Origin of the sequence: Rhodococcus sp. IEGM 1307, assembly GCF_030056915.1 — a bacterium.
Classification (GTDB): domain Bacteria; phylum Actinomycetota; class Actinomycetes; order Mycobacteriales; family Mycobacteriaceae; genus Rhodococcus_F; species Rhodococcus_F opacus_D.
This window is the reverse complement of the sequence record NZ_JASHKW010000041.1, coordinates 1-22,363: the sequence shown is the minus strand read 5'-3', so window position 1 is coordinate 22,363 and position 22,363 is coordinate 1. Positions and strand designations below refer to the sequence as shown.

28 protein-coding genes, 1 tRNA gene and 1 other RNA gene are annotated in these 22,363 nt (G+C 68.7%); 15 read left to right on the top strand and 15 right to left on the bottom strand.

Annotated features, from left to right (window positions below):
- Nucleotides 1-20: 20 nt before the first annotated feature.
- The gene (locus QM841_RS41725; RefSeq protein WP_283336600.1) at nt 21-1,589 is read right to left on the bottom strand and encodes an alpha/beta hydrolase; all 1,569 of its coding nucleotides are present in this window, start codon (nt 1,587-1,589) and stop codon (nt 21-23) included.
- Nucleotides 1,590-1,772: 183 nt separating this feature from the next.
- Here QM841_RS41725 and panB point away from each other — a divergent pair, with 183 nt between their 5' ends.
- From panB to pip, 3 genes are read left to right on the top strand one after another with little or no spacing between them, the layout of a single operon-like run.
- Complete coding sequence (gene panB, locus QM841_RS41720; protein WP_105422819.1) at nt 1,773-2,642, top strand: 3-methyl-2-oxobutanoate hydroxymethyltransferase; 870 nt, start codon at nt 1,773-1,775, stop codon at nt 2,640-2,642.
- Between the two features lie 39 nt (nt 2,643-2,681).
- Nucleotides 2,682-3,143 (top strand): hypothetical protein, encoded by a 462-nt coding sequence (locus tag QM841_RS41715; RefSeq protein WP_283336599.1) that lies wholly within the window; start codon nt 2,682-2,684, stop codon nt 3,141-3,143.
- Nucleotides 3,144-3,150: 7 nt separating this feature from the next.
- The gene (gene pip, locus QM841_RS41710; RefSeq protein ID WP_283336598.1) at nt 3,151-4,116 is read left to right on the top strand and encodes a prolyl aminopeptidase; all 966 of its coding nucleotides are present in this window, start codon (nt 3,151-3,153) and stop codon (nt 4,114-4,116) included.
- 4 nt (nt 4,117-4,120) lie between these two features.
- Here the strand turns inward: pip and QM841_RS41705 are convergent, their stop codons facing one another.
- On the bottom strand, nt 4,121-5,521 hold the full coding sequence (locus QM841_RS41705; protein ID WP_283336597.1) for an RNB domain-containing ribonuclease: 1,401 nt from the start codon (nt 5,519-5,521) through the stop codon (nt 4,121-4,123).
- A gap of 30 nt (nt 5,522-5,551) precedes the next feature.
- Nucleotides 5,552-5,737 carry a hypothetical protein gene (locus QM841_RS41700; protein WP_009473817.1) on the bottom strand — a complete coding sequence of 62 codons (186 nt, stop codon included), beginning with the start codon at nt 5,735-5,737 and terminating at the stop codon, nt 5,552-5,554.
- A gap of 403 nt (nt 5,738-6,140) precedes the next feature.
- Between QM841_RS41700 and QM841_RS41695 the strand changes: the two genes are divergently transcribed.
- From QM841_RS41695 to QM841_RS41685, 3 genes are read left to right on the top strand one after another with little or no spacing between them, the layout of a single operon-like run.
- A complete protein-coding gene (locus QM841_RS41695) occupies nt 6,141-6,587 on the top strand; it encodes an FAS1-like dehydratase domain-containing protein (RefSeq protein WP_280784832.1) in 447 nt (148 codons plus the stop codon).
- The gene (locus QM841_RS41690; protein WP_280784833.1) at nt 6,584-7,003 is read left to right on the top strand and encodes a MaoC/PaaZ C-terminal domain-containing protein; all 420 of its coding nucleotides are present in this window, start codon (nt 6,584-6,586) and stop codon (nt 7,001-7,003) included. Before QM841_RS41695 ends, QM841_RS41690 begins: the two co-directional genes overlap by 4 nt.
- 22 nt (nt 7,004-7,025) lie before the next feature.
- Nucleotides 7,026-7,649, top strand: coding sequence for a LysE family translocator (locus tag QM841_RS41685; RefSeq protein WP_283336596.1), 624 nt, complete (start codon nt 7,026-7,028; stop codon nt 7,647-7,649).
- Between the two features lie 8 nt (nt 7,650-7,657).
- Here the strand turns inward: QM841_RS41685 and QM841_RS41680 are convergent, their stop codons facing one another.
- Both QM841_RS41680 and rnpB read right to left on the bottom strand, forming a co-directional pair.
- Entirely contained in the window at nt 7,658-8,461 is an 804-nt protein-coding gene (locus tag QM841_RS41680; RefSeq protein ID WP_280784835.1) for an alpha/beta fold hydrolase, read from the bottom strand.
- A 196-nt stretch (nt 8,462-8,657) separates the two neighbouring features.
- Nucleotides 8,658-9,096: RNase P RNA component class A (rnpB, locus tag QM841_RS41675), an RNA gene on the bottom strand.
- 60 nt (nt 9,097-9,156) lie between these two features.
- Between rnpB and QM841_RS41670 the strand changes: the two genes are divergently transcribed.
- Together QM841_RS41670 and QM841_RS41665 are read left to right on the top strand one after the other, a co-directional pair.
- Nucleotides 9,157-9,684, top strand: a complete 528-nt coding sequence (locus QM841_RS41670) for a DUF1697 domain-containing protein (RefSeq protein ID WP_283336595.1) — start codon at nt 9,157-9,159, stop codon at nt 9,682-9,684.
- 7 nt (nt 9,685-9,691) lie between these two features.
- On the top strand, nt 9,692-10,942 hold the full coding sequence (locus QM841_RS41665; protein WP_283336594.1) for an SLC13 family permease: 1,251 nt from the start codon (nt 9,692-9,694) through the stop codon (nt 10,940-10,942).
- A 7-nt stretch (nt 10,943-10,949) separates the two neighbouring features.
- Here the strand turns inward: QM841_RS41665 and QM841_RS41660 are convergent, their stop codons facing one another.
- The 4 genes from QM841_RS41660 to cobC form a co-directional block, all read right to left on the bottom strand.
- Complete coding sequence (locus QM841_RS41660; RefSeq protein ID WP_283336593.1) at nt 10,950-12,053, bottom strand: bifunctional RNase H/acid phosphatase; 1,104 nt, start codon at nt 12,051-12,053, stop codon at nt 10,950-10,952.
- On the bottom strand, nt 12,050-12,787 hold the full coding sequence (locus tag QM841_RS41655; RefSeq protein ID WP_280784839.1) for a zinc ribbon domain-containing protein: 738 nt from the start codon (nt 12,785-12,787) through the stop codon (nt 12,050-12,052). Before QM841_RS41655 ends, QM841_RS41660 begins: the two co-directional genes overlap by 4 nt.
- Nucleotides 12,788-12,885: 98 nt before the next feature.
- A complete protein-coding gene (locus QM841_RS41650; RefSeq protein WP_283336592.1) occupies nt 12,886-14,025 on the bottom strand; it encodes a Nif3-like dinuclear metal center hexameric protein in 1,140 nt (379 codons plus the stop codon).
- On the bottom strand, nt 14,022-15,056 hold the full coding sequence (gene cobC / locus QM841_RS41645; RefSeq protein WP_502943332.1) for an Rv2231c family histidinol phosphate aminotransferase CobC: 1,035 nt from the start codon (nt 15,054-15,056) through the stop codon (nt 14,022-14,024). Before cobC ends, QM841_RS41650 begins: the two co-directional genes overlap by 4 nt.
- A gap of 29 nt (nt 15,057-15,085) precedes the next feature.
- Here cobC and QM841_RS41640 point away from each other — a divergent pair, with 29 nt between their 5' ends.
- From QM841_RS41640 to QM841_RS41630, 3 genes are read left to right on the top strand one after another with little or no spacing between them, the layout of a single operon-like run.
- Nucleotides 15,086-15,787, top strand: coding sequence for an HAD-IA family hydrolase (locus QM841_RS41640; RefSeq protein ID WP_283336590.1), 702 nt, complete (start codon nt 15,086-15,088; stop codon nt 15,785-15,787).
- Nucleotides 15,774-16,247 carry a low molecular weight protein-tyrosine-phosphatase gene (locus QM841_RS41635; protein ID WP_283336588.1) on the top strand — a complete coding sequence of 158 codons (474 nt, stop codon included), beginning with the start codon at nt 15,774-15,776 and terminating at the stop codon, nt 16,245-16,247. The genes QM841_RS41640 and QM841_RS41635 overlap by 14 nt, the downstream gene beginning before the upstream one ends.
- 43 nt (nt 16,248-16,290) lie before the next feature.
- Nucleotides 16,291-17,172: an SURF1 family cytochrome oxidase biogenesis protein gene (locus QM841_RS41630; protein ID WP_283336587.1), complete on the top strand. Its 882-nt coding sequence runs from the start codon at nt 16,291-16,293 to the stop codon at nt 17,170-17,172.
- Here QM841_RS41630 and QM841_RS41625 read toward each other — a convergent pair.
- Nucleotides 17,113-18,096 carry a cobalamin biosynthesis protein gene (locus QM841_RS41625; RefSeq protein WP_283336586.1) on the bottom strand — a complete coding sequence of 328 codons (984 nt, stop codon included), beginning with the start codon at nt 18,094-18,096 and terminating at the stop codon, nt 17,113-17,115. The genes QM841_RS41630 and QM841_RS41625 overlap by 60 nt on opposite strands.
- A 49-nt stretch (nt 18,097-18,145) precedes the next feature.
- Between QM841_RS41625 and QM841_RS41620 the strand changes: the two genes are divergently transcribed.
- Complete coding sequence (locus QM841_RS41620; RefSeq protein ID WP_280784845.1) at nt 18,146-18,508, top strand: DUF5655 domain-containing protein; 363 nt, start codon at nt 18,146-18,148, stop codon at nt 18,506-18,508.
- 332 nt (nt 18,509-18,840) lie between these two features.
- Nucleotides 18,841-19,032 carry a hypothetical protein gene (locus tag QM841_RS41615; RefSeq protein WP_280784846.1) on the top strand — a complete coding sequence of 64 codons (192 nt, stop codon included), beginning with the start codon at nt 18,841-18,843 and terminating at the stop codon, nt 19,030-19,032.
- A gap of 4 nt (nt 19,033-19,036) precedes the next feature.
- On the opposite strand, the gene QM841_RS41610 is transcribed toward QM841_RS41615, so the two are convergent.
- Nucleotides 19,037-19,234 (bottom strand): hypothetical protein, encoded by a 198-nt coding sequence (locus tag QM841_RS41610; protein ID WP_105422786.1) that lies wholly within the window; start codon nt 19,232-19,234, stop codon nt 19,037-19,039.
- A 135-nt stretch (nt 19,235-19,369) separates the two neighbouring features.
- On the opposite strand from QM841_RS41610, the gene QM841_RS41605 reads away from it, so the two are divergent.
- On the top strand, nt 19,370-19,885 hold the full coding sequence (locus tag QM841_RS41605; RefSeq protein WP_283336585.1) for a GbsR/MarR family transcriptional regulator: 516 nt from the start codon (nt 19,370-19,372) through the stop codon (nt 19,883-19,885).
- Complete coding sequence (locus QM841_RS41600; RefSeq protein WP_105422782.1) at nt 19,878-20,138, top strand: hypothetical protein; 261 nt, start codon at nt 19,878-19,880, stop codon at nt 20,136-20,138. The genes QM841_RS41605 and QM841_RS41600 overlap by 8 nt, the downstream gene beginning before the upstream one ends.
- Nucleotides 20,139-20,236: 98 nt before the next feature.
- Here the strand turns inward: QM841_RS41600 and QM841_RS41595 are convergent.
- The 4 genes from QM841_RS41595 to QM841_RS41580 all read right to left on the bottom strand — a co-directional run bounded on the left by QM841_RS41595 (nt 20,237) and on the right by QM841_RS41580 (nt 21,976).
- A tRNA-Val gene (locus tag QM841_RS41595) sits at nt 20,237-20,308 on the bottom strand.
- A 32-nt stretch (nt 20,309-20,340) separates the two neighbouring features.
- Nucleotides 20,341-20,805, bottom strand: coding sequence for a peroxiredoxin (locus QM841_RS41590; RefSeq protein ID WP_005247827.1), 465 nt, complete (start codon nt 20,803-20,805; stop codon nt 20,341-20,343).
- A 40-nt stretch (nt 20,806-20,845) separates the two neighbouring features.
- Nucleotides 20,846-21,271, bottom strand: a complete 426-nt coding sequence (locus tag QM841_RS41585; RefSeq protein WP_005247829.1) for a DUF3052 domain-containing protein — start codon at nt 21,269-21,271, stop codon at nt 20,846-20,848.
- A 168-nt stretch (nt 21,272-21,439) separates the two neighbouring features.
- Nucleotides 21,440-21,976, bottom strand: a complete 537-nt coding sequence (locus QM841_RS41580; RefSeq protein ID WP_280784849.1) for an Rv2240c family protein — start codon at nt 21,974-21,976, stop codon at nt 21,440-21,442.
- Between the last annotated feature and the right edge of the window lie 387 nt (nt 21,977-22,363).

Genomic DNA, 22,363 nt, shown 5'->3' with positions numbered 1-22,363 from the left:
GATCCCGTCACAGGCGTGGGTCAGCACGTCAGGTCCGCAGCCGGCGCCGCGAGGTCGACCAGATAGTCCGAAACGGCGTCGTCGACGCACGCCTCGCCGTCGAGAACGACGGTGTGCTGAGTGCCCCGGTACGTGACGAGCGAGCCGTTCATCTGCTTCGCCAGATCCACGCCCGCCTGGTACGGCGTCGCCGGATCCTCGGTCGTCGACACGACGACGACCGGCGGGATCCCGGGCGCCGACACCGTGTGCGGCGCGCCCGTGTTCGGCGTGGGCCAGAACGCGCAGACGTCCAGCGGCGCACTGCCGGTGCCCCGGCCGTCGTCGAGGAAGGGCGCCGCCCGGCGGTACCGCACATCCGCCTCCCCGACGACCGCGCGGTCGGTGACCGGCGGATCGTCCATGCAGCGGATCGAGTTGAAGGCGTCGTTGAGATTCGAGTACGTGCCGTCGTCGGCGCGTCCCTCGTACAGATCGGCCAGCATCAGCAGCGAATCACCGGTCCCCGTCTGCAAGCTCTCCAGACCGCCGCGGAGCGGGCCCCACAGATTCGGCGAGTACAGGGCCTGCTGGACGCCGGTGATCGCATCGGTGTAGCTGAGTCCGCGCGGGTCGGTGGTCGCGGCCGGCTTGTCGATCAGCGGGTCGACGAGCGCCCGGAACCTCGCGTTCGCCTGCGCCGGGTCGGTGCCCAGCGGGCAGTCCGGCTGCTGCATGCAGTCCGCGGCGAACGCGTCGAACGCGGACTGGAATCCGGCCGCCTGCAGGATCACTTCCTCCGTCGGGTCCTGCTCGGGATCGAGGGCACCGTCGAGGACCATCGCGCGCACGTTGCCCGGGAACGTCTCCGCGTAGGTCGAGCCGAGCCGGGTGCCGTACGAGTAACCGAGGTAGTTGAGCTTCTCGTCACCGAGCACCGCCCGGATGACGTCCATGTCCCGCACCACGTCGTACGTGCCGACGTGCGCGAGGACGTCGACACCGGTCCGCTCCGCGCACTTGTCCGCGTACTCGCGGTTCTCGGCCTCCGTCTGTGCGATTCCGGCGGGACTCATGTCGACGTCGTCGTCCTTGCGTCTCGCGTCCACCTCCGGCGGAGTCAGGCAGGTCACCTCCGGGGTGGACGCGCCGACGCCGCGCGGATCGAAACCGATGACGTCGAACCGCTCCGCGATCTCGGTGCCGTCGGCCACGGACGCCAGCCCGATCCCCGACGCCCCCGGGCCACCGGGGTTCACGAGCAGCGATCCGACCTTGTCGCCGGTCGCCTTCGACCGGGAGACGGCGATCTGAGCGGTGGCGCCCCCGGGGTTCGCGTAGTCGTTCGGCACGGTCACCTTCGCGCAGTCGAGAGTGTCGCCGAGTGGAGACCCGTCCGTGCTGTACCCCTCGCACGAACCCCACTGCAGCTGCTGCGTGTAGAACTCCTCGAGCCCGGCCGGGATCGGTCCGGCCGGAGCCGCCGCGGCCGCCGACGGTTCGGCGACGGCCTCACCGGCGTCCCGTCCGCCTCCCGCACAGCCTGCGACGACAAGGACGACGGCGATGCACCCCGCGAACGCGGCCGGTACCCGAGCACTCTTCGACATAGGACGATCGTGCCAGGGGTTCCGCGCCGGCTGTCCTTCCCGCAGGTCAGAGGACAGTCAGGGGGTGTGACCTATCGCACCCGCGCGAGCCCTTCGCTCCCCCGCGGGCCGGTGGCAGACTGTAGGCGTCATCACCCGCACCCGGGGACCCGTCAAGGGCCTCGAGGCCAGAAAGGGACAACGATGTCCGATAGCAAGTCGTCCGCGAGCACGTCAGAAGATCGGCTCTACGGATCAGCACCATCGCACGACGTTCCCAAGCGCAAGACCCGAACCCACCACCTGCAGGCCATGAAGGCCGAGGGTGAACGCTGGGCGATGCTCACCGCCTACGACTACTCCAGCGCCCGCATCTTCGAGGAAGCCGGGATTCCCGTTCTCCTCGTCGGCGATTCGGCCGCCAACGTCGTCTACGGATACGAGACCACCGTCCCGGTCACGATCGACGAACTCCTCCCCCTCGTTCGCGGCGTCGTCCGCGGTGCGCCGCACGCTCTCGTGGTGGCGGATCTCCCGTTCGGCAGCTACGAAAGCTCCCCGGAGCAGGCCCTCGCGTCCGCGACCCGGTTCATGAAGGAGGGGCTGGCGCACGCGGTCAAGCTCGAGGGCGGCGAGCGCGTCGCGCCGCAGATCGCCGCCATCACCGCGGCAGGCATCCCCGTCATGGCCCACGTCGGGTTCACCCCGCAGAGCGTGAACTCGCTCGGCGGTTTCCGCGTGCAGGGCCGCGGTGACGCCGCCGAGCAGTTGGTCGCCGACGCGATCGCCGTGCAGGAGGCCGGCGCGTTCTCCGTCGTCATGGAGATGGTGCCCGCCGAGATCGCAGGCCAGGTCACCCGCAAGCTCACCATCCCCACCGTGGGCATCGGAGCGGGCGTCGAGTGTGACGCCCAGGTCCTCGTGTGGCAGGACATGGCCGGCTACACCAGCGGCAAGACGGCGAAGTTCGTCAAGCGCTTCGGTAACGTCGGTGACGAGTTGCGTGACGCGGCCGCCGCATACGCGACCGAGGTACGCGCCGGAACGTTCCCGGCGGAAGAGCACAGCTTCTAGGTCGTCCTCGACTCACCGGGCCGGCACACACTCGAGGGGATGTTCATGGGACAGCGACACGTGCACGGCACCGGACGGCGTCACCGCCTGGCCGTGATGGCGGCCGGGACGGTGGCGGCCGCGGCGGTCGTCACGGGGTGCGCCGGCCCCGGCCCCGCACCCGCCCCCGGAAGCACCGCACCCCCGGCACCGGCCACCACGGTGGTTCCCGGCACCGCCCTCGTGCCAGGTGGCGTCACCGAGGCGCAGGCCGCCCAGCTGTGCACCGACCTCGAAGGTCAGTTGCAGAGCTGGCGCACCTACACCCCGACCATCGGCAAGACCGGGTTGAACGGTCTCGTCGGCACCTGGATCGCGCAGAACAACCTCGACGCGCTCGATTTCCTGCAGGACCGGGGCCGGATCGACGTGATCACGACGGCGGCCTGCCCCGGCATCCGGCAGGAGGCGGTAACCGCGCTGGAGATCCCCGATCTGGCGTCCGGCCTGATCGGGTTCTGAGGCCGACGTGACCCAGCTGCGCACCTTGTACCCGCCGCTCGAGCCGTACCAGTTCGGGCATCTGGACGTCGGCGACGGACAGCAGATGTACTGGGAGCAGAGCGGCAACCCCGACGGGAAGCCGGTGGTGTTCCTCCACGGCGGGCCCGGGGGCGGCACCGATCCTGCGCAACGACAGTTCTTCGACCCGCAGGTGTACCGGATCGTACTGCTCGACCAGCGCGGATGCGGTCGTTCCACACCCCACGTCGCCGATGGGGCGGATCTGTCGGTCAACACCACCGACCGTCTCCTCGGCGATGTGGAGTTGCTGCGCACCCATCTCGGCATCGACCGGTGGCAGGTCTTCGGCGGGTCGTGGGGCTCCACACTGGCTCTCGCCTACGCCCAGAAGCATCCCGACCGGGTCACCGAGCTGGTGCTGCGGGGGATCTTCCTGCTGCGCCGCAGCGAGATCGACTGGTACTACAACGGCGGCGCCGGACACCTGTTCCCCGAACTGTGGGAGGAGTTCCTGGCGCCGGTGCCGGAATCGGAGCGGGGTGGCGACCTCGTCGAGGCCTACCACCGGCTCCTGCACTCCGACGATCCCGACGTCGCGACGCGGGCCGCGGTCGCGTGGTCCACGTGGGAGGGTGCGACGAGTTCACTGCTCCCCAAACCGGAACGGGTGGTGGAGACGTCCCAGCCGAGGTTCGCGCTGGCCTTCGCCCGCATCGAGAACCACTACTTCCACAACCGCGGGTTCCTGGACGAGGGTCAGCTTCTCCGGGACGCCGCCGCACTGGACGGCATTCCGGGCGTGATCGTGCAGGGCCGCTACGACGTGGTGTGCCCCGCGACCAGTGCGTTGGCGCTGCACCGGGCCTGGCCGGATTCGCGGCTCGAGATCGTCGACGACGCGGGACACTCCGCGATGGAACCGGGCATCGTGCATCACCTCGTCGAGGCAACGGACCGGTTCCGCGACTGACCCGCTATGCGGGGTAACCGAACTCGACGGTCCGCTTCGCGACGTCGGCGGACACGAGCCTGATCTTCACCTGTTCGCCCTCGGCCGGGTCGCCCACGCATTTCGCCATCACGGACACGGACGGGACGAACACGTCCGCGGTGCGCTTGCCGTTCCGTGACCGCAGCACGGTCGCGTCGAACGTCTCCCCCACCCGGTCGGCGAGCACGGTCGCTTCGGTGAGGTCGATGCAGGCACGGTCGATCTTGCTCGCGAGGGAATCCGAACCGACCATGATCTCGGGCATCGAGCCCAGCGCTTCCCGCGCCCAGGACGGCACCGGCGTTCCGGCGGTGACGGCGAGGCACACCTCCGTCGAGTACCGGTCCGAGAGCCGGCGCAGCGGCGCGGTCACGTGGGCGTACGGGGCACCGATGGCAGCGTGCGTGGTCAATTCGGGCAGGGCGCCGTCGAACGCCGCGTAGTCGGCCCCCCGCAGCAGTGACGGCGCCTCGGTCATCAGCACCAGCGTCGACGCCGAATTCGGGTCGAGCCGCGCCAGGATTTCCCCGACACCGACGCTCTCCGGCCAGTCGATCCCCAACGCCGACGCCGTGCGTCGCAGCGCCTCGACCGCGTCCGGCCCGGCGGGCGGCAGTGTGCGGAGCAACCCGACCTTCGCGTCGAGCATCATGGCCGCGGCGCACATTCCGGTGAGGAGCGAAACCTCGGCGTTCCAGTCGTCCGCCTCGGTGCGAGGCGCGAGGTCGACGCGCCAGCCGTCCCCGTCCGGCACCACTTCCTGCTCGGGGAGACGGAGTTCGATCGCGCCGCGCGCCACCGCCGCCGCGGTGCGGAGCCGGCCGAACTCCGGCAGCGACGCGATCGACGGATGCAGTCGCCCCGCCTCCGCATCGGCCTGCACACCGGCGTAGTCCAGCCGCGCCACGGAACGGACCGTGGCACGGGACACCGTGCAGGACACCGGTTCGGCCGATTCGTCCAGTTCGATCCGCCACACCACCGCCGGGCGATCCTCGTCCGGGAGGAGACTCGCGGATCCTTCGGAGAGTTCCTGCGGGTGCAACGGAACCTTGCCGTCGGGAAGGTAGAACGTCTGCCCGCGTTTGCGGGTCTCCACGTCGAGCACCCCACCGGGCTCCACGACGGCGCCGACGTCCGCGATCGCGTAGTGCAGGACGAATCCGTCGGGTGTCCGCTCCAGATGCAGCGCCTGATCGAGATCCAGGGAATCGGGCGGATCGATGGTGACGAACGCGAGATCGGTGCGGTCCTCCCGCTCGGACGCGTACCGGTCGGACGCCGCCCGCGCCTGCGCGACCGCCGCGGGCGGATACCCCTCCGGCAGGTGGAATTCGGTGCGCACGGTGCCGAAATCGATTCCGCGCGCAAGGAAACGACTCATCGGCACCTCACGCACACCCTTTCCGCAACGCTAGTTGTTCCACTCCTCGTCTGCCCTGTCCGCCGCCTTGTTCCGCTCGGCGGCGATCTGCAGCGCCTTCTCGGCGGACGCGCGATCGGGGTACGGCCCCATCCGGGACATCGACGATGCCGCCTTCCCCTGCGTGACCGTGCCGTCGTCGACGTTGTAGTACCAGAGATGATCTTCGTCAGTCATTCCCTCAGTGTGGCACCGGTGGGACGTGTGGGGTTGTGGATCACGCTCAGACTGTTACCCTCGGAGACCTGTCCGGTGATACGGTCCCCGGCGCCGGTCAGTGCGGTGCCGATGGCTCGCCTTCCCGGCGCAGTGCCCGAACAGAGAATGGAGCGAGCATGTCAACGATCATTTTTGATCAGCTACTTCCCTACCTCGGTGCCGAAGGCGCCACCTATTGGGCCCAACTGCTGATGGTCGATCCCGTCTGACGGCTATCGATCAGTCGATTCCTCGAAGCCCCCGCCGGACATGTCCGGCGGGGGCTTCGCCGTGAAGGGGCAGGCACGCCCGCGACACATTCGTGACGTTTCTCCGAACGCTTCGCCCTGCCCAGGGGACTGCACGTCTCTAGGCTGACCTGATGGCAGTGAATCCAGCGATCGAGGGTCGTGTCTACCCACCGACCGAGCCCTACCTCGTCGGCCGCGAGAAGATCAGGGAATTCGCCCGCGCCGTCTTCGCCACCAACCCGACGTCGTTCGACGTCGACAGTGCCCGCGCCGCCGGTCACACCGATCTCGTTGCCCCGCCCACTTTTCCCGTCATCGTGCAGGAACGTGCACTGGCGCAACTCGTCGCGGATCCGACGTCGGGAATCGAGCCGGTCAACCTGGTGCACAGCACCGAACACGCCACGTCCGTCCGCCCGGTCATCGCGGGCGACGAACTCTCCGCGGTACTCACCGTCACGAACGTGACGTCGCGCGGTCCGCACACGCTGCTCGTCGCCGACATCGAGATCCTCGACGCCACAGGCGATCACGTGAGCACCATGACGTCGACCCTGTTCGTCAGGGGGGAGGAATGACGTCCCCGGGGCGAATCATGCTCGGCGACACCGTCGCCAAATCCCGATACCACGTGACCCGCGAATCCCTGGTCCGCTATGCCGGGGCGTCCGGTGACTTCAACTCCATTCACTACCGGGACGACGTCGCGGACGCCGTGGGACTGCCGGGTGTGCTGGCGCACGGCATGCTGACGCTGGGACTGGCGACGCAGTGCGTCGTCGACTGGCTCGGCGACCCGGCACGCATCACCGGATACCGCGCCCGCTTCACCAAGCCGGTGATCGTCGCCCCGGACGAGGGTGCGGTCGTCGAGGTCGTCGCGAAGGCCGCTCAGGTCGACGAGGCCGCGGGCACCGCGCGGATCGACCTGACGGTGACGTTCGACGGACACGCGGTGCTCGGCAAGTCGCAGGTGTGGATTTCACTGCGCTGAGCGCGCCCGACATACTGACCCCATGATCGGTGTCGTGGTGACCGCGTTCGCAGTGCTCGGGCTCCTGACCGTCATTCCCGGCCCGGACATGGCGGTGGTGACGCGCGCCGGACTGTCCGGTGGACGGGGCGCCGCGCTGCGGGCGACATTCGGTGTGGTCGCCGGATTGATGGTGTGGGGCGCGCTGACCGTCGTCGGGCTCGGAGCGGTGCTCGCCGCCTCCGCGGAGGCGTACACCGTCGTGAAGATCGTCGGCGGGATGTACCTGGTGTATCTGGGACTCTCCACCCTGTGGCGCAGCCGGTCGCGACAACGCACCGCCGCGGCCGAACCGGCACCCGTTCCGTCGCCGGGATCGAATTGGCGGGCCGGGTTCCTGACGAACCTCCTGAACCCCAAGATCGCGGTGTTCTACACCGGCCTGCTCCCGCAACTCGTTCCGCCCGGGTGGCCGACCGCCCCGACCCTGGCGTTGCTCGTGCTGGTTCACGGGCTCCTCGGGATCGCCTGGCTCGGCGCGTACAGCCTCCTGCTGACCCGGGCGCGCACCACGCTGGAGAAGCCGTCGGTGCGACGGGTCCTGGATCGGATCACCGGAACGGTCCTGTTCGGTTTCGGCGCCGTCGTCGTCGACGAGGCGCGGTAGGGCCGAGGTCAGTTCCGGGAGTCGCCGGCATTCGCCGAACTGCCGCCGAGCAGAATCGTGCCGATCAGATTCGGGTCGTCGGTCATCGGGACGTGCCCGATGCCGGGCAGGACCAGTATCCGCGCCTGCGGGAAGAATCGGCGCACGCGTCGTGCCTGATACACCGGCAGAATCAGGTCGCGCCGCCCCCATGCCACGGTGACGGGAACCGTCGCGTCGACGACCGGCGGGAGATCGAACTTGGCTGTCATCCCCTTGTCGACCAGTGCGTTCGTGGTGAGCGAGTGCGTGTCGATCACGGCGTCCTCGTACGGTACCCGGCTGGGCCGGGCAAAGAAGGCGGCGAGCGAGGGATAGCGGACGGCCTTGTATCGCAGAGCCTTCGGAGCGTTCGGACCCATCGCCCGGGCGAGTCCGCGCAGGGCACGGAACGTGTAGATGGTGCGTGCCTGGTCGGCGTGGTTGACGAAGAAGCCGGCCGGTGAGAGGGCCGTGGCCGAGGCGACCTCTCCCCGGGCCGCGAGAGCGAGGGACAGCCAGCCTCCGAGCGAGTTCCCCGCGACGTGCGGGCGTTCCCCGGCCGGCGTCACCGAGCGGACGAACCCGCTCAGTTCCTCGAGGAGTTGATCCATCATGTCCGGGCCGTCTTCGAGTGCGGCCGATTCTCCGTGCCCCGGAAGGTCGACGGTGACCACCCGGCGGTAGGGCGTCAACTGGTCCAGGAGGGCGTTCCAGGCCTGCCGGCGATGCACCACCCCGTGCACGAGTACCAGGGTGGGGCCGGAGCCGGCGATGTCGTGGGGCAAGTCCATGGACAGATGTTACCGCTATCACGAGTAACATCTATTGCCCCCGATAGTGGGGCCCCATCGCCCACGGTCGTGGGCGACGGGCCCCGACATCGACCCCGATTCGGGTCGGTCGGGCCGATGCGGGAAAGATGCTAACCGGTCTGTTTGTTACTCGCCAGTCGGGTTCCCGACCTCGCCGACCGGCGCACGAGTGAAGCGGACGAGTTGGCGTGTAAGCCGGATCCTGTCCCCGAGCGCCGAAGCGCCGGGTGGCGACCATCCATCTGGGCACACCGTCGCCGGGTACCTCGAGCGGTTCACCCGCAGGCTCGGGCGAGCAGCCCTCGAACACCTGCGCAGCCGCACCGGGATCCCGGAGGAAACGGTGCGGCCTTCAACCTTGCTCCGGGCGGGGTTTACCTAGCCACCCCGGTCACCCGGGGTGCTGGTGCGCTCTTACCGCACCGTTTCACCCTGACCGACGCCGCACCCCGGAGGATGTGGCGTCGGCGGTCTGTTTTCTGTGGCACTGTCCCGCGAGTCACCTCGGGTTGCCGTTAACAACCGCCCTGCTCTGTGGAGTCCGGACTTTCCTCGACTCAGGGCCTGTGCACTGACGTGCTGGTTCCCTGTGCCGCGGTCGCCCGGCCAACTCGTCCGCCCGATCAGCCTACAGTCCGTGCGAACGTGTCATGCCGCCGCACTATGGTCTGTTCATGACCCGATACGCCGCCCTCCTGCGCGGTATCAATGTGGGCGGCATCAACATCAAGATGGCCGACCTCCGCAGCACCTTCGTCGATCTGGGATTCGAGAACGTGAAGACCGTTCTCGCGTCGGGCAACGTGCTCTTCGACTCCGACCGTGACGACGTCCCCGCACTGAAGAGTGAGATCGAAGCCGGGCTGCGTGCCGAATTCCACTACGAAGCCTGGGTTTTCGTCCTCGACCTCGACACGGTCCGGAAGATCGTCGACGACTACCCGTTCGACCCCGAGCGAGAAGGATGGCACCCGTACGTGCTGGTGACGCCCGAACGCGAGGTCCTGGACACACTTCTGAGCATCCAGGACGAGCTGGATCCGGAGGTCGAACGGGTGCAGGCCGGCGACGGCGTCCTGTACTGGGAAGTCGAACGGGGCATGACGCTCAAGAGCAGGTTCGGCAAGAGCACGGGCGCTCCCAAGCTCAAGGCGTTCACCACGACCCGGAATCTGCGCACCCTCCACAAGCTCCTGAAGTGACCCCTCGGTGACAGTTCTGGCGGTGGCGCTCGTCGCCGGAGTCCTCGTCTTCGCCGTCGTACGCCCACGCAGGCTGCCCGAGATCGTCGCGGCCGCACCGGCTGCGGTCGTCGTCCTGGCCACCGGCCTGGTGACGCCGTCGGAGGCCTGGGACGAAGTGTCGGAGATGGCCCCGACCGTCGGGTTCCTGGCGGCGATCCTCGTGCTTGCGCACCTCGCGGACGCCATGGGGGTGTTCACCTGGATCGCGGGCCGGTTGCGGCGCGGGGCGCGGGGGGATCCGAAGAGGTTGCTGACACTCGTGTTCGGAGCGGCGGCGTTGACCACCGCGGTGCTGAGTCTCGATGCCACGGTGGTCCTGCTGACACCGGCGGTGATCGCCACGGCCCGCTCCCTGCGAATGGATCCGCGCCCCCACTCGTACGCCACGGCTCACCTGTCGAACACCGCGTCGACCCTGCTGCCCGTGTCCAACCTGACGAACCTCATCGCGTTCTCGGCGACCGGGTTGACCTTCCTGCATTTCACGGCCGTGATGGCCCTGCCGTGGGCGGTGGCGATCGTCGTCGAACTGATCCTGTTCCGCGTGTTCTTCCGGCGTCACCTCGTCCGGCCCGAAGCCGAGCCGGAGCCGAAACGTGATCCGCAGGCGCCGGTCGCCGCACTGTCGATCATCGCGGCCACACTCCTGGGGTTCGCGGTGTCCGGCTTCGTCGGGGTCGCACCGGCGTGGGTGGCCGCGGCGGGGGCGATCGTGCTGGGCGTCGTCGCCCTGCGCGACGGCCGGACCAGCGTGAGACGGATCGTGTATTCGATCGATGTGTGGTTCTGCGCGTTCGTCCTGATCCTCGGCGTCGTCGTGGCCGGGGTGGCGAACGGTCCGATCGGCGAATGGATCGCCGGGCGGCTGCCGACCGACACGTCGTTCACGGCGCTGCTCACGATGGCCGTCGTCGCCGCGGTCGCGGCGAACCTGGTGAACAATCTGCCCGCCACTCTGCTCCTGCTGGCAGCGCTCGGACCGCACCCTCCGACGGGACTCGTGCTGGCGATGCTGCTCGGTGTGAACCTCGGCCCCAACCTCACCTACGTGGGGTCGCTCGCGATCATGCTGTGGCGGCGCGTGGTCGCGCGAGCCGGATCTCCCGCGGATCTCCGGACGTTCACGGTTCTCGCGCTGGTGACCACGCCGTTGACCCTGCTCGCCGCGGTCGTTGCCCTCTGGGCCTGTGAGTACTTGTTAACCGCGGGCGGTTAACAAGTACTCACAGGTGGGAGGTGTCGTTGACCAGGCGGACGGACGAGCCGCCGTCGGGATAGAACTCGGCGATGCTCAGCGACGCCAGATCCAGATGCAGCCGGTACAGCAGCGAGGGTCCCGCGTCGAGCGCCAACTGCAACAGGGTCTTGATGGGGGTCACGTGGGTGACCACGAGGATCGTGGAGCCGGCGTAGGAGGCGGTGAGGTCGTCGCGGACCTTCAGGATGCGCTCCCGCACCTCGTCGAAGCTCTCCCCCGCGGGCGGGCACACCGACGTGTCCGACAACCACTTGCGGTGCAGTTCGGGGTCGCGCTCGGCAGCTTCCCGGAACGTGAGGCCCTCCCACTCGCCGAAGTCGGTTTCGGTGAGGCCCTCGTGCACGGTGACCGGGAGTCCGAGCACCTTCGCCGCCGCCGTCGCGGTCTGCTGCGCGCGCCCCAGCGGGGACGACACCACGGCCGCGATTCCGTTGTTGCCCGCGAAGCGGGCGGCCGCGCCGTTCGCCTGGGCCTGACCGACCTTGGTGAGGGCCGGGTTCCCGCGACCCGAGTACCGCCGGTCGACGGACAGCGCGGTCTGCCCGTGCCGGAGCAGCAGCATCCGGGTCGGGGCGCCCGTCGTGTCCATCCAGCCCGGTGCCGCGGGGGTGGTCTTCTCCGACGGGACGGCAGCCGGTTCCGGTCCGTCGGCATTGCCGGCGGCGGCGTCCATGGCTTCGTTGGCGAGGCGGTCGGCGTGCGCGTTCTCCGCCCGCGGAATCCAGGTGTACGTCACAGAATCGAATTTCCGGGCGAGTGTGGACGCCTGGCGCTGCAGCGGAATCATGTCCGGGTGCTTGACCTTCCAGCGCCCGGACATCTGCTCGACCACCAGTTTGGAGTCCATCCGCACGTCCACCTCGGATGCGCCGAGTTCGGCGGCGGCGTCGAGACCGGCGATCAGGCCCCGGTACTCGGCGACGTTGTTGGTGGCGATCCCGAGGCTTTCCTTGCGTTCCGCGAGAACGGTGCCGTTGGCGGCGTCGAACACCACGGCGCCGTAGCCGGCCGGCCCGGGATTGCCGCGCGAACCACCGTCTGCCTCGACGACGACCCGACCGGCACTCACAGACCCGACTCCTTGGTGCGCACCAGGATCGCGCCGCATTCGGAGCAGCGCACGACGACGTCGGGCGCCGAGGCGGTGATGCGGGAGATCTCGCCGCGGTCGAGTTCGATGCGGCACGCTCCGCAGCGCCGCGCCTGCAGCAGTGCCGCTCCGACACCGTTCTGGCTGCGCTGCTTCTCGTAGACGGCGATCAGGTCGGCGGGAAACTGGTCGGCCAGCGCCGTGCGGTCGCGGATGCAGCGCTGCTCGGCGGCGTCCAGATCCGCGACGGCGTCGTCCCGGCGGCGGCCGGCGTCGATGAGGTCTTCCTCGATCTGCGACAACTGCGCACCGGCGTGGTCGTGGTCGGACTGCGACGCCTCGCGCCGTTCCATCACCTCGAGCAATTCGTCCTCGAGCAGTCCCTGACGGCGGACGAGGCTGCCGAGTTCGTGTTCGAGTTCGGTGAGCTGCTTCGATCCGACCGTTCCGCTCTGGAGCAGCGCGCGGTCGCGGTCCTCGCGCTGACGGACGGCGTCGACCTCACCTTCGAGCTTGCGGATGTCGCGGTCGAGATCGTCGAGGACGATTTCGACGGCCACTGCCGCGTCCTTACGGGTGACGCGCTCCGCCTCGAGCCGCTCGACTTCCTGGCGCTCCGGAAGCGCGGTGCGTCGGTGGGCGATCCTCGACAGCTCCGCATCGACGCCGGCGAGGTCGAGAAGCTTGGACTGCACCTGTGGTTCGACGTTCACGCGTGGTAACTCCTGCTGTCTTCTGTGAAGGGTTCTGGTGTGCAGATTGCTGGGTGTCAACCGTACCCCGGCGGATCACGGGTTTCGGCCGGACGGCGCTACGACGGCGACGCGCTGACCGACCACGGATCGGTCCGTACGGCCGACACCCGAACCTGCCATTCCGGTGTGCGGCCGAACGCGGTGTCGAGGACGCCCTTGGCCTGGTCACACCACGGCTGCTCGCTCGCCCAGTGCGCGACGTCGATCAGGGCCGGACCTCCGGCGCGCAGGTGCTCGTCCGCCGGGTGGTGTCGCAGATCGGCGGTGACGTAGGCGTCCACGCCGAGTCGGGAGACGGCGTCCAGGTACGAGTCGCCGGAGCCGCCGCACACCGCGACGGTGCGGATCGTGGCTTCGGGGTCGCCCGCGGCCCGTACACCCCACGTCGTGGCGGGCAGCGCGTCCGCCACCCGGTCGGTGAAGTCGCGCAGCGACAGCGGCTCGGGGAGCTCCCCGACCCGCCCGAGTCCGCGGGGTCCGGGGAACGTCGCCATCTCGAACACATCGAACGCGACCTCCTCGTACGGGTGGGCGGCGCGCATCGCGGCGAGCACCTTCTGCCGGATGCCGCGCGGTGCGATCACCTCCACCCGGCTCTCCTCGACACGTTCGAGCGCACCGACCGCGCCGAGGGTGGGGTTCGCACCGTCGGTCGGGAGGAACTGGCCCTGCCCGGTGACGGACCAGCTGCAGTCGCGGTAGTTGCCGATGTGCCCGGCGCCCGCGTCGAACAGGGCGCGCCGCACCGTATCGGCGTCGCCGGCCGGGACCAAGACCACCCACTTGTCCAGGTTTTCGGTGGGGTGCGGGTCGATCGGTCCGGTGACGGTGAGTCCGAGCGCCGCGGCCAGGGCGTCGGAGACGCCGGGGTCCGCGGAGTCGGCGTTGGTGTGCGCGGTAAACAGGGCGCATCCGGCCCTGATCAGCTTGTGGACGAGTGCGCCCTTCGGGGTGTGGGCGCCGACGGTGTCGACGCCGCGCAGCAGCAGCGGGTGGTGGACGAGGAGAAGGTCGGCGCCGGCGTCGATCGCCTCGTCGACGACGGCGGCGGTCGGATCGACCGCGATCGTCACCGTCGTCACCGTGTCGTCGGGGTCGCCGCACACGAGTCCGACGGAGTCCCACGATTCGGCGAGGGCGGGCGGGTACGCCGCGTCCAGGGTCGCGATCACGTCGGCGAGACGCACCGGGTTCACAGGATCTCCTTCATCGCGTCGATCAGGACACCGGTCTGCTCGCGGGGTCGCACCGCGATCCGGAGGAAGTCGGGACCGAGTCCGGGGAACGTGTCGCACCGCCGCACGGCGATGCCCCGCTCGCGTAGTTGCTTCCGCACGAGTTCGCCGTCCGGCAGTCGGAGCAGCAGGAACGGTGCGACGGCGGGCTGGTGCACCGCGACGCCGATCTCGTTCAGCCGCCGGATCATGTCGTCCCGCCACGCACCCAGCACGACGGCGTGCTCCCGGGCGGCGGCGACGGCGTCCGGTTCGCTGCATGCGGCGATCGCCTCCACCTGCAGGCTTCCCAGTGGCCAGTGCGCCCGCCCCACCTGCAGGCGTTCGAGGATCTCCGGGGAGCCGAGCGCGTATCCGCAGCGCAGCCCGGCCAGTGCCCACGTCTTGGTGAGGCTGCGCAGCACCAGCACGTCGGGCAGCGAACGACCGGCGAGCGACTCGAGCTCGCCCGGCACCGCGTCGGCGAACGCCTCGTCGACCACGACGATCCGGCCGGGCCGGCGCAGCCGCAGGATTTCCTCCGCCGGGTGCAGCACCGAGGTGGGGTTGGTCGGGTTGCCGATCACCACCAGGTCGGCGGAGTCGGGGACCGCGGCGGCATCCAGGACGTACGGGTCGTCGAGGAGCACCTGCGTGACGGGCACGTTCGCTTCCCGCAGCGCCCACTCCGGTTCCGTGAACGACGGATGGATCAGTGCCGCCTCCCGGACCCCGAGCCGCGGGAGCAGGGAGAAGCCCTCGGCCCCACCAGAGAGGAGCAGCACCTCCTCGGGCGAGCGGCCGTGCCGGGCGGCGACGGCGGTCCGGGCCACGCGATCGGCCCCGACGGTGGGATAGGAGCCCAGGCGCGGCAACGCGTCCGCGAGGCGCAGTCGCAGCCATTCCGGGGGCCCGTCGCCCTGCACGTTCACTGCGAAATCGAGGAGACCGGGCCCCGCATCCACGTCTCCGTGGTGACGCAGGCCCTCCCGGGTACCGGCACGAATGTCCACAACCGTCGAGCCTAAGGGACAATGGTCCGGTGACATCTCTCTCCACCTCCCTGTCCTCCGCCCCTTCGGCCCTGTCGGCTCCGATCGTGCTGTTCGATCTCGACGGCACGCTCACCGACTCCGCGCCCGGCATTCACGCCGGGTTCCGTCATGCGCTCGCGACGATCGGGCAGCCGGAACCGACCGACGAGATGATCGACGCCGTCATCGGCCCGCCGATGATCGACACGTTCCGGTCGATGGGTCTGGACGAAGACGTCGTGCAGCAGGCGATCGCGGCCTACTTCGAGCGCTACGACAGCGTGGGGTGGGCGGAGAATGCCGTCTTCGACGGCATCGAGAAGGTGCTGATCGACGCCCGCGACAGCGGCCGACGGCTCGCCGTCGCCACGTCGAAGTCCGAACGGTTCGCGATCCGCATCCTCGAACACTTCGAGCTGGCCCACTACTTCGAGTTCATCGGCGGCGCCAGCGACGACGGCAGTCGCCGCGCCAAGTCGGACGTGATCGCCCACTCCCTCCGGAACCTGGGAGTCGCCGCCACCGAGGGCGCCACCCCCGACGTCCTGATGGTCGGCGACCGTGACCACGACGTCCTCGGTGCCGCGCACTGGGGTATCCCCGCGGTGTTCGTCGAGTGGGGTTACGGTTTCCCGGCCGAGGCCGAGCGCGCGCACACGACGGCGGAGACCGTCGCCCACCTCGGGAAGCTGCTCGATGCCGCAGCCTGACACCCCGCTGCACGTGACGTTCGTGTGCACCGGCAACATCTGCCGCTCCCCCATGGCTGAGAAGATCTTCGCCGAACACCTCCGCCGGGAAGCCCTCGACGACCGGGTGATGGTGAGCAGCGCCGGGACCCACGGCTGGCACGTCGGCCGCGAGGCCGACATCCGCACCAACGAGACCCTGAAGCTGAACGGGTACCCGACGGGCCACACGGCCGCGGAGGTCGGACCGTTCCATCTCGGCGCCGATCTGGTGGTCGCACTGGCGGCCAACCACGACCGTGAGCTTGCCCACATGGGGGTGCCCGACGAGCGCCGCCGGTTGCTGCGCAGTTTCGACCCGGATGCGGACACGTCGTCCGTCCCCGACCCGTTCTACGGCGACCTCGAGGACTTCGAGCGAGTCCGTCTGCAGATCGAGGCCGCGGTGCCCGGGCTGCTCGAGTGGGTGCGCAGCCGGTAACCCACGATCAGGGTCCCCACCTGCGAGCGGCTACCGTGGAGGCGTGCGAAGGCTGAGATTTTTGTTGCGACCCGGCTGGTTGGTGTTGGCCTTGGTGGTCGCCGGATTCGCATTCATGTGTTTCTACGTGCTCGCGCCGTGGCAGCTCGGCAAGAACACGTCGACGGAGCACCGGAACCAGCTGATCGCCGACTCGGTCGACGCCGACCCCGTCCCGCTGGAGACCCTGCTGTCCGGCGCGGCCCCGAATCCGGACGACGAGTGGCGCCGCGTCACCGCGACCGGGTCCTACGTCCAGAACAGTGACCTGCTGGTCCGGTTGCGGTCTATCGAATCGCAGCCCGCGTACGAGGTCCTGACCCCGCTGCAACTGACCGACGGTCGCACGATCCTGGTCAACCGCGGCTACGTCCGCCCCCTCCAGGGAACCGAGCCGCCGCCGGTGGATCCGCCGCCGGCCGGGCAGGTGACGCTCGACGGTCGCGTCCGCAAGTCGGAGGGCACCATCGCAGGCAAGGATCCGATCGACGAGAACGGGCTCCGCCAGGTGTATTACATCGACGCGGGCCAGATCGGCGGTTTCATCGGCACCGATCTCGTCGACGCGTACGTGCAACTCGAACCCGATCAGCCCGGCGGCCTCGGGACCATCCCGCTCCCCCAACTCGACGCCGGCCCGTACCTGTCGTACGGCTTGCAGTGGCTGGCGTTCGGCATCATGGCCCCGCTCGGCCTGGCCTACTTCATCCGCGCGGAGTGGCGCGAGCGCCGCAAGGAGAAGTCCGCGAAGACCTCCGACGACTCCGCTGCGGCTCCCGCACCGGTGGCCCGGAAGAAGCCGTTCACCCGAAGCAGGCCGGTGGAGTCAGCGCCGCGGACGGCGGCGGAAGCGAAGCTGGCCGACCGCTACGGCAAGGGCCGCTGACACCAGCGCCGCACCGCCCTGCACCGCGGAGGACAGCCGCACCGCACGGTCGAGGTCGACAGGCAGGGGCGACGGCCCGGAGCCGAGGACGGGTCGCATCTCGACGCCGTGCGCGTATTCGGTGCGCCCGCCCAGCGAGATCCCGAGTGCGCCCGCCGCGCTGGCCTCCGCGACGCCCGCGTTGGGGCTGGGGTGCTGGGAGGCGTCGCGCCGCCACGCCGCCCACGCTTCGTTCGGCGACCCGCCGACCGCCGGCGCGGCTACGACCGACAGCGCACCCGTCAGGCGGGCGGGCAGCAGGTTGAGGACGTCGTCCCACCGCGCCGCCGCCCATCCGAAGTTGCGGTACTTCGGCGAGCGGTACCCGACCATCGCGTCCAGGGTGTTGGACGCCCGGTAGACGAACAGTCCGGGAATTCCGGCCACGGCGCCCCACACGAATGCCCCGACCGCCGAGTCGGACGTGTTCTCGGCGACCGACTCCAGCGTCGCCCGCGTGAGCCCGTCGACGCCGAGCACGCTGGGGTCGCGACCGCACAGCGACGGCAGCAGGGCGCGGGCGGCGGCAAGATCGTCCGCCTCCAGGTGTGCGGCCATGCTCGATCCGGTCCGTCCCAGCGACGTCCCGCCGAGCACGGCCCATGTCGCGACGGCCGTTCCGGCTACCTCGCCTGGCCATCCCCCGCGCCGCGCGATCCGCGTCGCGGCGACCCCCAGCCCCGCCGCTCCGCCGACGAGGACGGCCACGTGCAGGATCCCGGCCGACCGGGAGTCACGGTACGTCGCCTTCTCCAATGCCATTGCGGTGCGTCCGAATCCGGCCACGGGATGCCACCGGGCCGGATCGGCGAACACGCGGTCGGCGGCGAAGCCGAGGAGCAGGCCTGCAGCACGCGCGGTGGCGGGACGGGAGGTTCGATGCACGCCGATATTTGTATCAACTAACGTTGCAGTCGATGTAAAGGAGCGTCCCATGAATGCCGCGATCGACGAGTACCTGGCAGGCAAGAACCCGGACGCCACCGAGCGCCTGCTGCAGTTCCGTGACCTCGTTCTCGCGTGCGGCGAGGTGGACGAACGGGTCCACCGGACCGAGATCGCGTGGGCTCGTGCCCGTGTCTTCGCTGCCGCGTTCATCTACTCGTCGCGGCTCGAGATCGCCCTCGACCTGCGTCGCCGCGTCCATCACCCGCAGCTCCGCGAGGCGTTTCCCACGACGAAGACGGTGATCACCCACCGTTTGACGATCACCTCCGACGATCAACTCGACGACACCCTGGCGGCGCTCCTCGCCGAGGCCTACGACACGGTGGGTCCGGGCACTCGCGCGCGCTAGCCGAGGGCACAATTGCGCGCCGATTCGCCGGATACCCGCGCAACAGCGTGTGCGTCTCACCAATCCGTCGGCGGCTGCGAACGACGCACCCGTTCCGGTCGGCATGCCTGATTCCTGAAACTCTGCCGAGTATCTCGCCAAGCGCCCTTTATTGCGCCTACCATGGTAAATGCCGCCTCGTTCCCCCCATTCAGGGGCGGCGCACGGCCCCGCCCTGCTCACATCTTCGGTGCTGACTCAACACACCCACGTGGCCCGGCGGGGTTCTGCGCGTCCGGTGGAAATTCATGTGAGGCATTGGTTTCGCCGACTGCGCCTGGGACGATCGAGAGGTGTGCAGCGACCTGACGAAGCTCGGCGACGACGAACTGCTCGCCCAGCTGGATGAGCACCGAGCACTGCTCGGCGAGTCGATCGCGAACGACTACGGTTGCGAAACGGTCCGCGGAGTCACCAGCCGGATCACAGCGTACGAGGCCGAACTCGATCGCCGCGGCTCCGCGACCTCGCGCGACGCGACCTGACGCGCTACGTGCGGGACGTGCGACTCGTGGTGGGAGCGGACCAGACGCCGGTCACTTCCCCGCTCTCCTCGTAGCGGTCGATCTTCACGATGCCCGCCCCGGTCTCGGTGGGCCGGTGCGTCTCGTTGACGGCCTGGAAGTCTGATTCGAAGGTCTTGTCGCTCGACGTGCCGTTGCGCAGCGTCACCTTGTACCTGGGCATGTCAGGAATATGCCACTGCAGGCGAAGCCGCGGGCGATGAACAGGTTAACTCCACGAAACCTGTCACAGGACCGCAGTGGAACTGAAATAACACAAATCTGTGTCATGTCAGTCAGAACTGCTATTTTCGATACTGTGCCGTCCGACACACAGCTGATATTCGCCGACCACGTCGGCCGTTTCTACGCACGCCGATACGGATTCCCGCCGATGGCGGGACGGCTGCTGGGGTACCTGTTCGTCTGCGATCCGCCGCAGCAGACGATCGACGAACTGGGCGAGGCGTTGCTGGCGAGCCGGAGCGCCATCACCGGGGCGGTCAAGCTGCTCGAGGGCTATCGGATGGCGCGGCGAACCCGAGTGGCCGGCGAGCGGGTGGACCGGGTGAGCCTGGACCCGGCCAGTCAGCAACCGCGGAACTTCGATTCCGCCCTGCACCGGGAGCACGCGGCGCTGTTCCGGGAGGGATTGGCGTTGCTGGCCGACGCCCCACCCGAACGTCGCGCCCCGCTCGAAGAGATGGTCGCGCTGGCCGACTTCCTCAGCGAGCGACTTCCGGCGCTGCTGGACGAGTGGCACACGCATCGCGACGAGGTCCGGGATCGGCACACGAGGAAACTCGATCGAGAAGAGGATGTCCACCATGACTGAATTCGAACTGTCCGCCCTGCGCGAGCAGGCGGCCAACGGTGATTCGACCGCGCTCGACATCCTGATCGAGCTCGCCGGCGAGCGGGGTGACATGGACGAACTCCGCCGGCTCGCGGACAACGGCAGCTCCGACGCGGCCGACCAGCTCATCGAACTCGCCACGGAACTGGGCGACATGAACGAACTCCGCCGCCTCGCCGACAACGGCAACATCACCGCCGCCGAGCAGCTCATGGAGCTCACCGAGGAGTGAGACGAGGTGAGCGGCAGTCGAACGCGGACCACGGTCAACACCGACACGGAGAAAGCCCCGACCCGCGCGGAAACGCAGATCGGGGCCTTGCCTGACGGTGGGCGCGGAGGGTTTCGAACCCCCGACCGCTGGTGTGTAAAACCAGAGCTCTACCACTGAGCTACACGCCCGAACATCCGGCGAGAACCTCGCCGGATGCGCATCAGGACTCTAGCGTGGCGAGCGCTTTCTCCCAAGCTCCCTGGTCACGGGCCTCTCCGGGCCCGTTCATCTCGGCGAACCGGATGACGCCTTCCTTGTCGATGACGAAGGTGCCGCGGTTCGCGAAGCCCAGCTTCTCGTTGAAGACGCCGTACTGCTGCGCGACCGCACCGTGCGGCCAGAAGTCGGCGAGCAGCGGGAAGGTGTATCCCTGCTCGGCGGACCAGATCTTGTGTGTCGGCGACGCACCGACGGAGAGCGCGAGAATCGCAGTCTCGTCGTTCTCGAACTTCGGCAGTTCGTCGCGAACCTTGCAGAGTTCACCCTGACACGTTCCGGTGAACGCGAGGGGGTAGAACACGAGCAGGACGTTCTTCTTTCCGCGGTAATCGGAAAGCGTCACTTCCTGATTGTTCTGGTCCTTGAGGGTGAAATCGGGGGCGGTGGTGCCCACCTCGAGCGGCATGACGTGATCCTTCGGTGAGTGAACGAAAAGGTGAGACTGTTCAGCGCTTGTTCGCGGGACGCGACTTCGGCTGAACCAGACGGCTTCCCGACCAGTCCCCGAGGTTTGCCGCCGACGTCTGGGTGAGACCGGCTGTAGGTGCGGACTCGGCGATCTCGCTGGGCTCGACGTGACCGGGCTGACCGGTCTTGGGGGTGAGGACCCACACGAATCCCTCGTCGGCCAGGGGGCCGATGGCATCCATGAGGGCGTCGACGAGGTCTCCGTCTTCGTCGCGCCACCACAGCAGCACGACGTCGATCACCTCGTCGGAATCCTCGTCAAGCAGTTCTCCACCGATGGTGTCCTCGACCGCGGCACGCAGGTCGTCGTCGGTGTCCTCGTCCCAGCCCAGTTCCTGTACCGCCATGTCGGCAGTGATCCCGAGTTTCTGAGCGTAGTTTTGGGCGTCCGCCGCGGCGACCACGGTGGGGTCCTCCTTTTGTTGACGGTGCTCGGATACCCGAACACCTGCCGGATGAAGATCAATTAGGTGAAAGCGAACATGCTCGAGCGCTTTCGCGCAAGCCGACCACGCGAATTTTTCTCAGAAAGTAGTGATGCGTGGTCATCGACCGAGCCTACGGTGCGGGAGTCACGATGTGGGGCAGGCTGCCCGAATCGAGTCGCTGAGCTCGTCTCCACGGCTGGCGAGTGTGTTCAGAATGTCACCGCGTTGCCCGCCGTCGACGGCGATCGCAAGTTCCCGATAATTGTTCGCGTAATCGGTGAGCAGTCCGGTCAGCTCCGCGGGAAGCGCGGGCGTGGCGGCACTGGCCCCGTCGGCCGCCGCCCGGAGGGCTGCCGCCGCGGCGCTCGCCTTCGCACCGGTGTCCGCGGCGTCGGCGTTGGCGGCGTCGATGAAGGCGTTGTAGCTGTCGATGGTGTCGCCGGCGCGGTTCACGAACATCGTGCACTGCTCCACGAGCGCCTCCCGCTCGGCCGCGGCTTTCTGCGAGGACGACGCGGCCACCGACGAGGACGTCGCCTCTGCGGCGTACTCGGCGGCCTGAGAATCGTTTTGCTGCGCGGTCCCCTCGATCTCGCCGCCGCATCCGGCGATGACGCCCACACCGACGATCGCCGCGACGGCAGCGCTCGCGGGCCCCCAGCGGCGCGTCGACGTGCGCATTCGTCTCCCCCATGTTTTCGACGGCATCGATAAGTTCAACATTCGGCCCCGGAACTGCGCAAACGCTACCGAAGAGTAACCCGAGCACAGTGTGCCGACTGGGCCGCGATGGTGAAAGATGAGGGTCGCGCCATATTCATAAAGGAGATGGGTCGGGCCTAACAAGGCCGCGATCGCATGGAGAGGACGCCACACCGCGCGTCCCACCACAATGAGGAGCAACGTTGTCAGACCTGATCCAGGGACCCGCGTCTCAACCGGATTCCGCCACACCCGGCGCCGGAGCGGCCCAACCTTCCAACCCCAGTGCGACCCCGGGTTCCGACGGCCGCGTTCGCGTCATCCGTGAGGGTGTTGCGTCTTATCTGCCGGATATCGACCCGGACG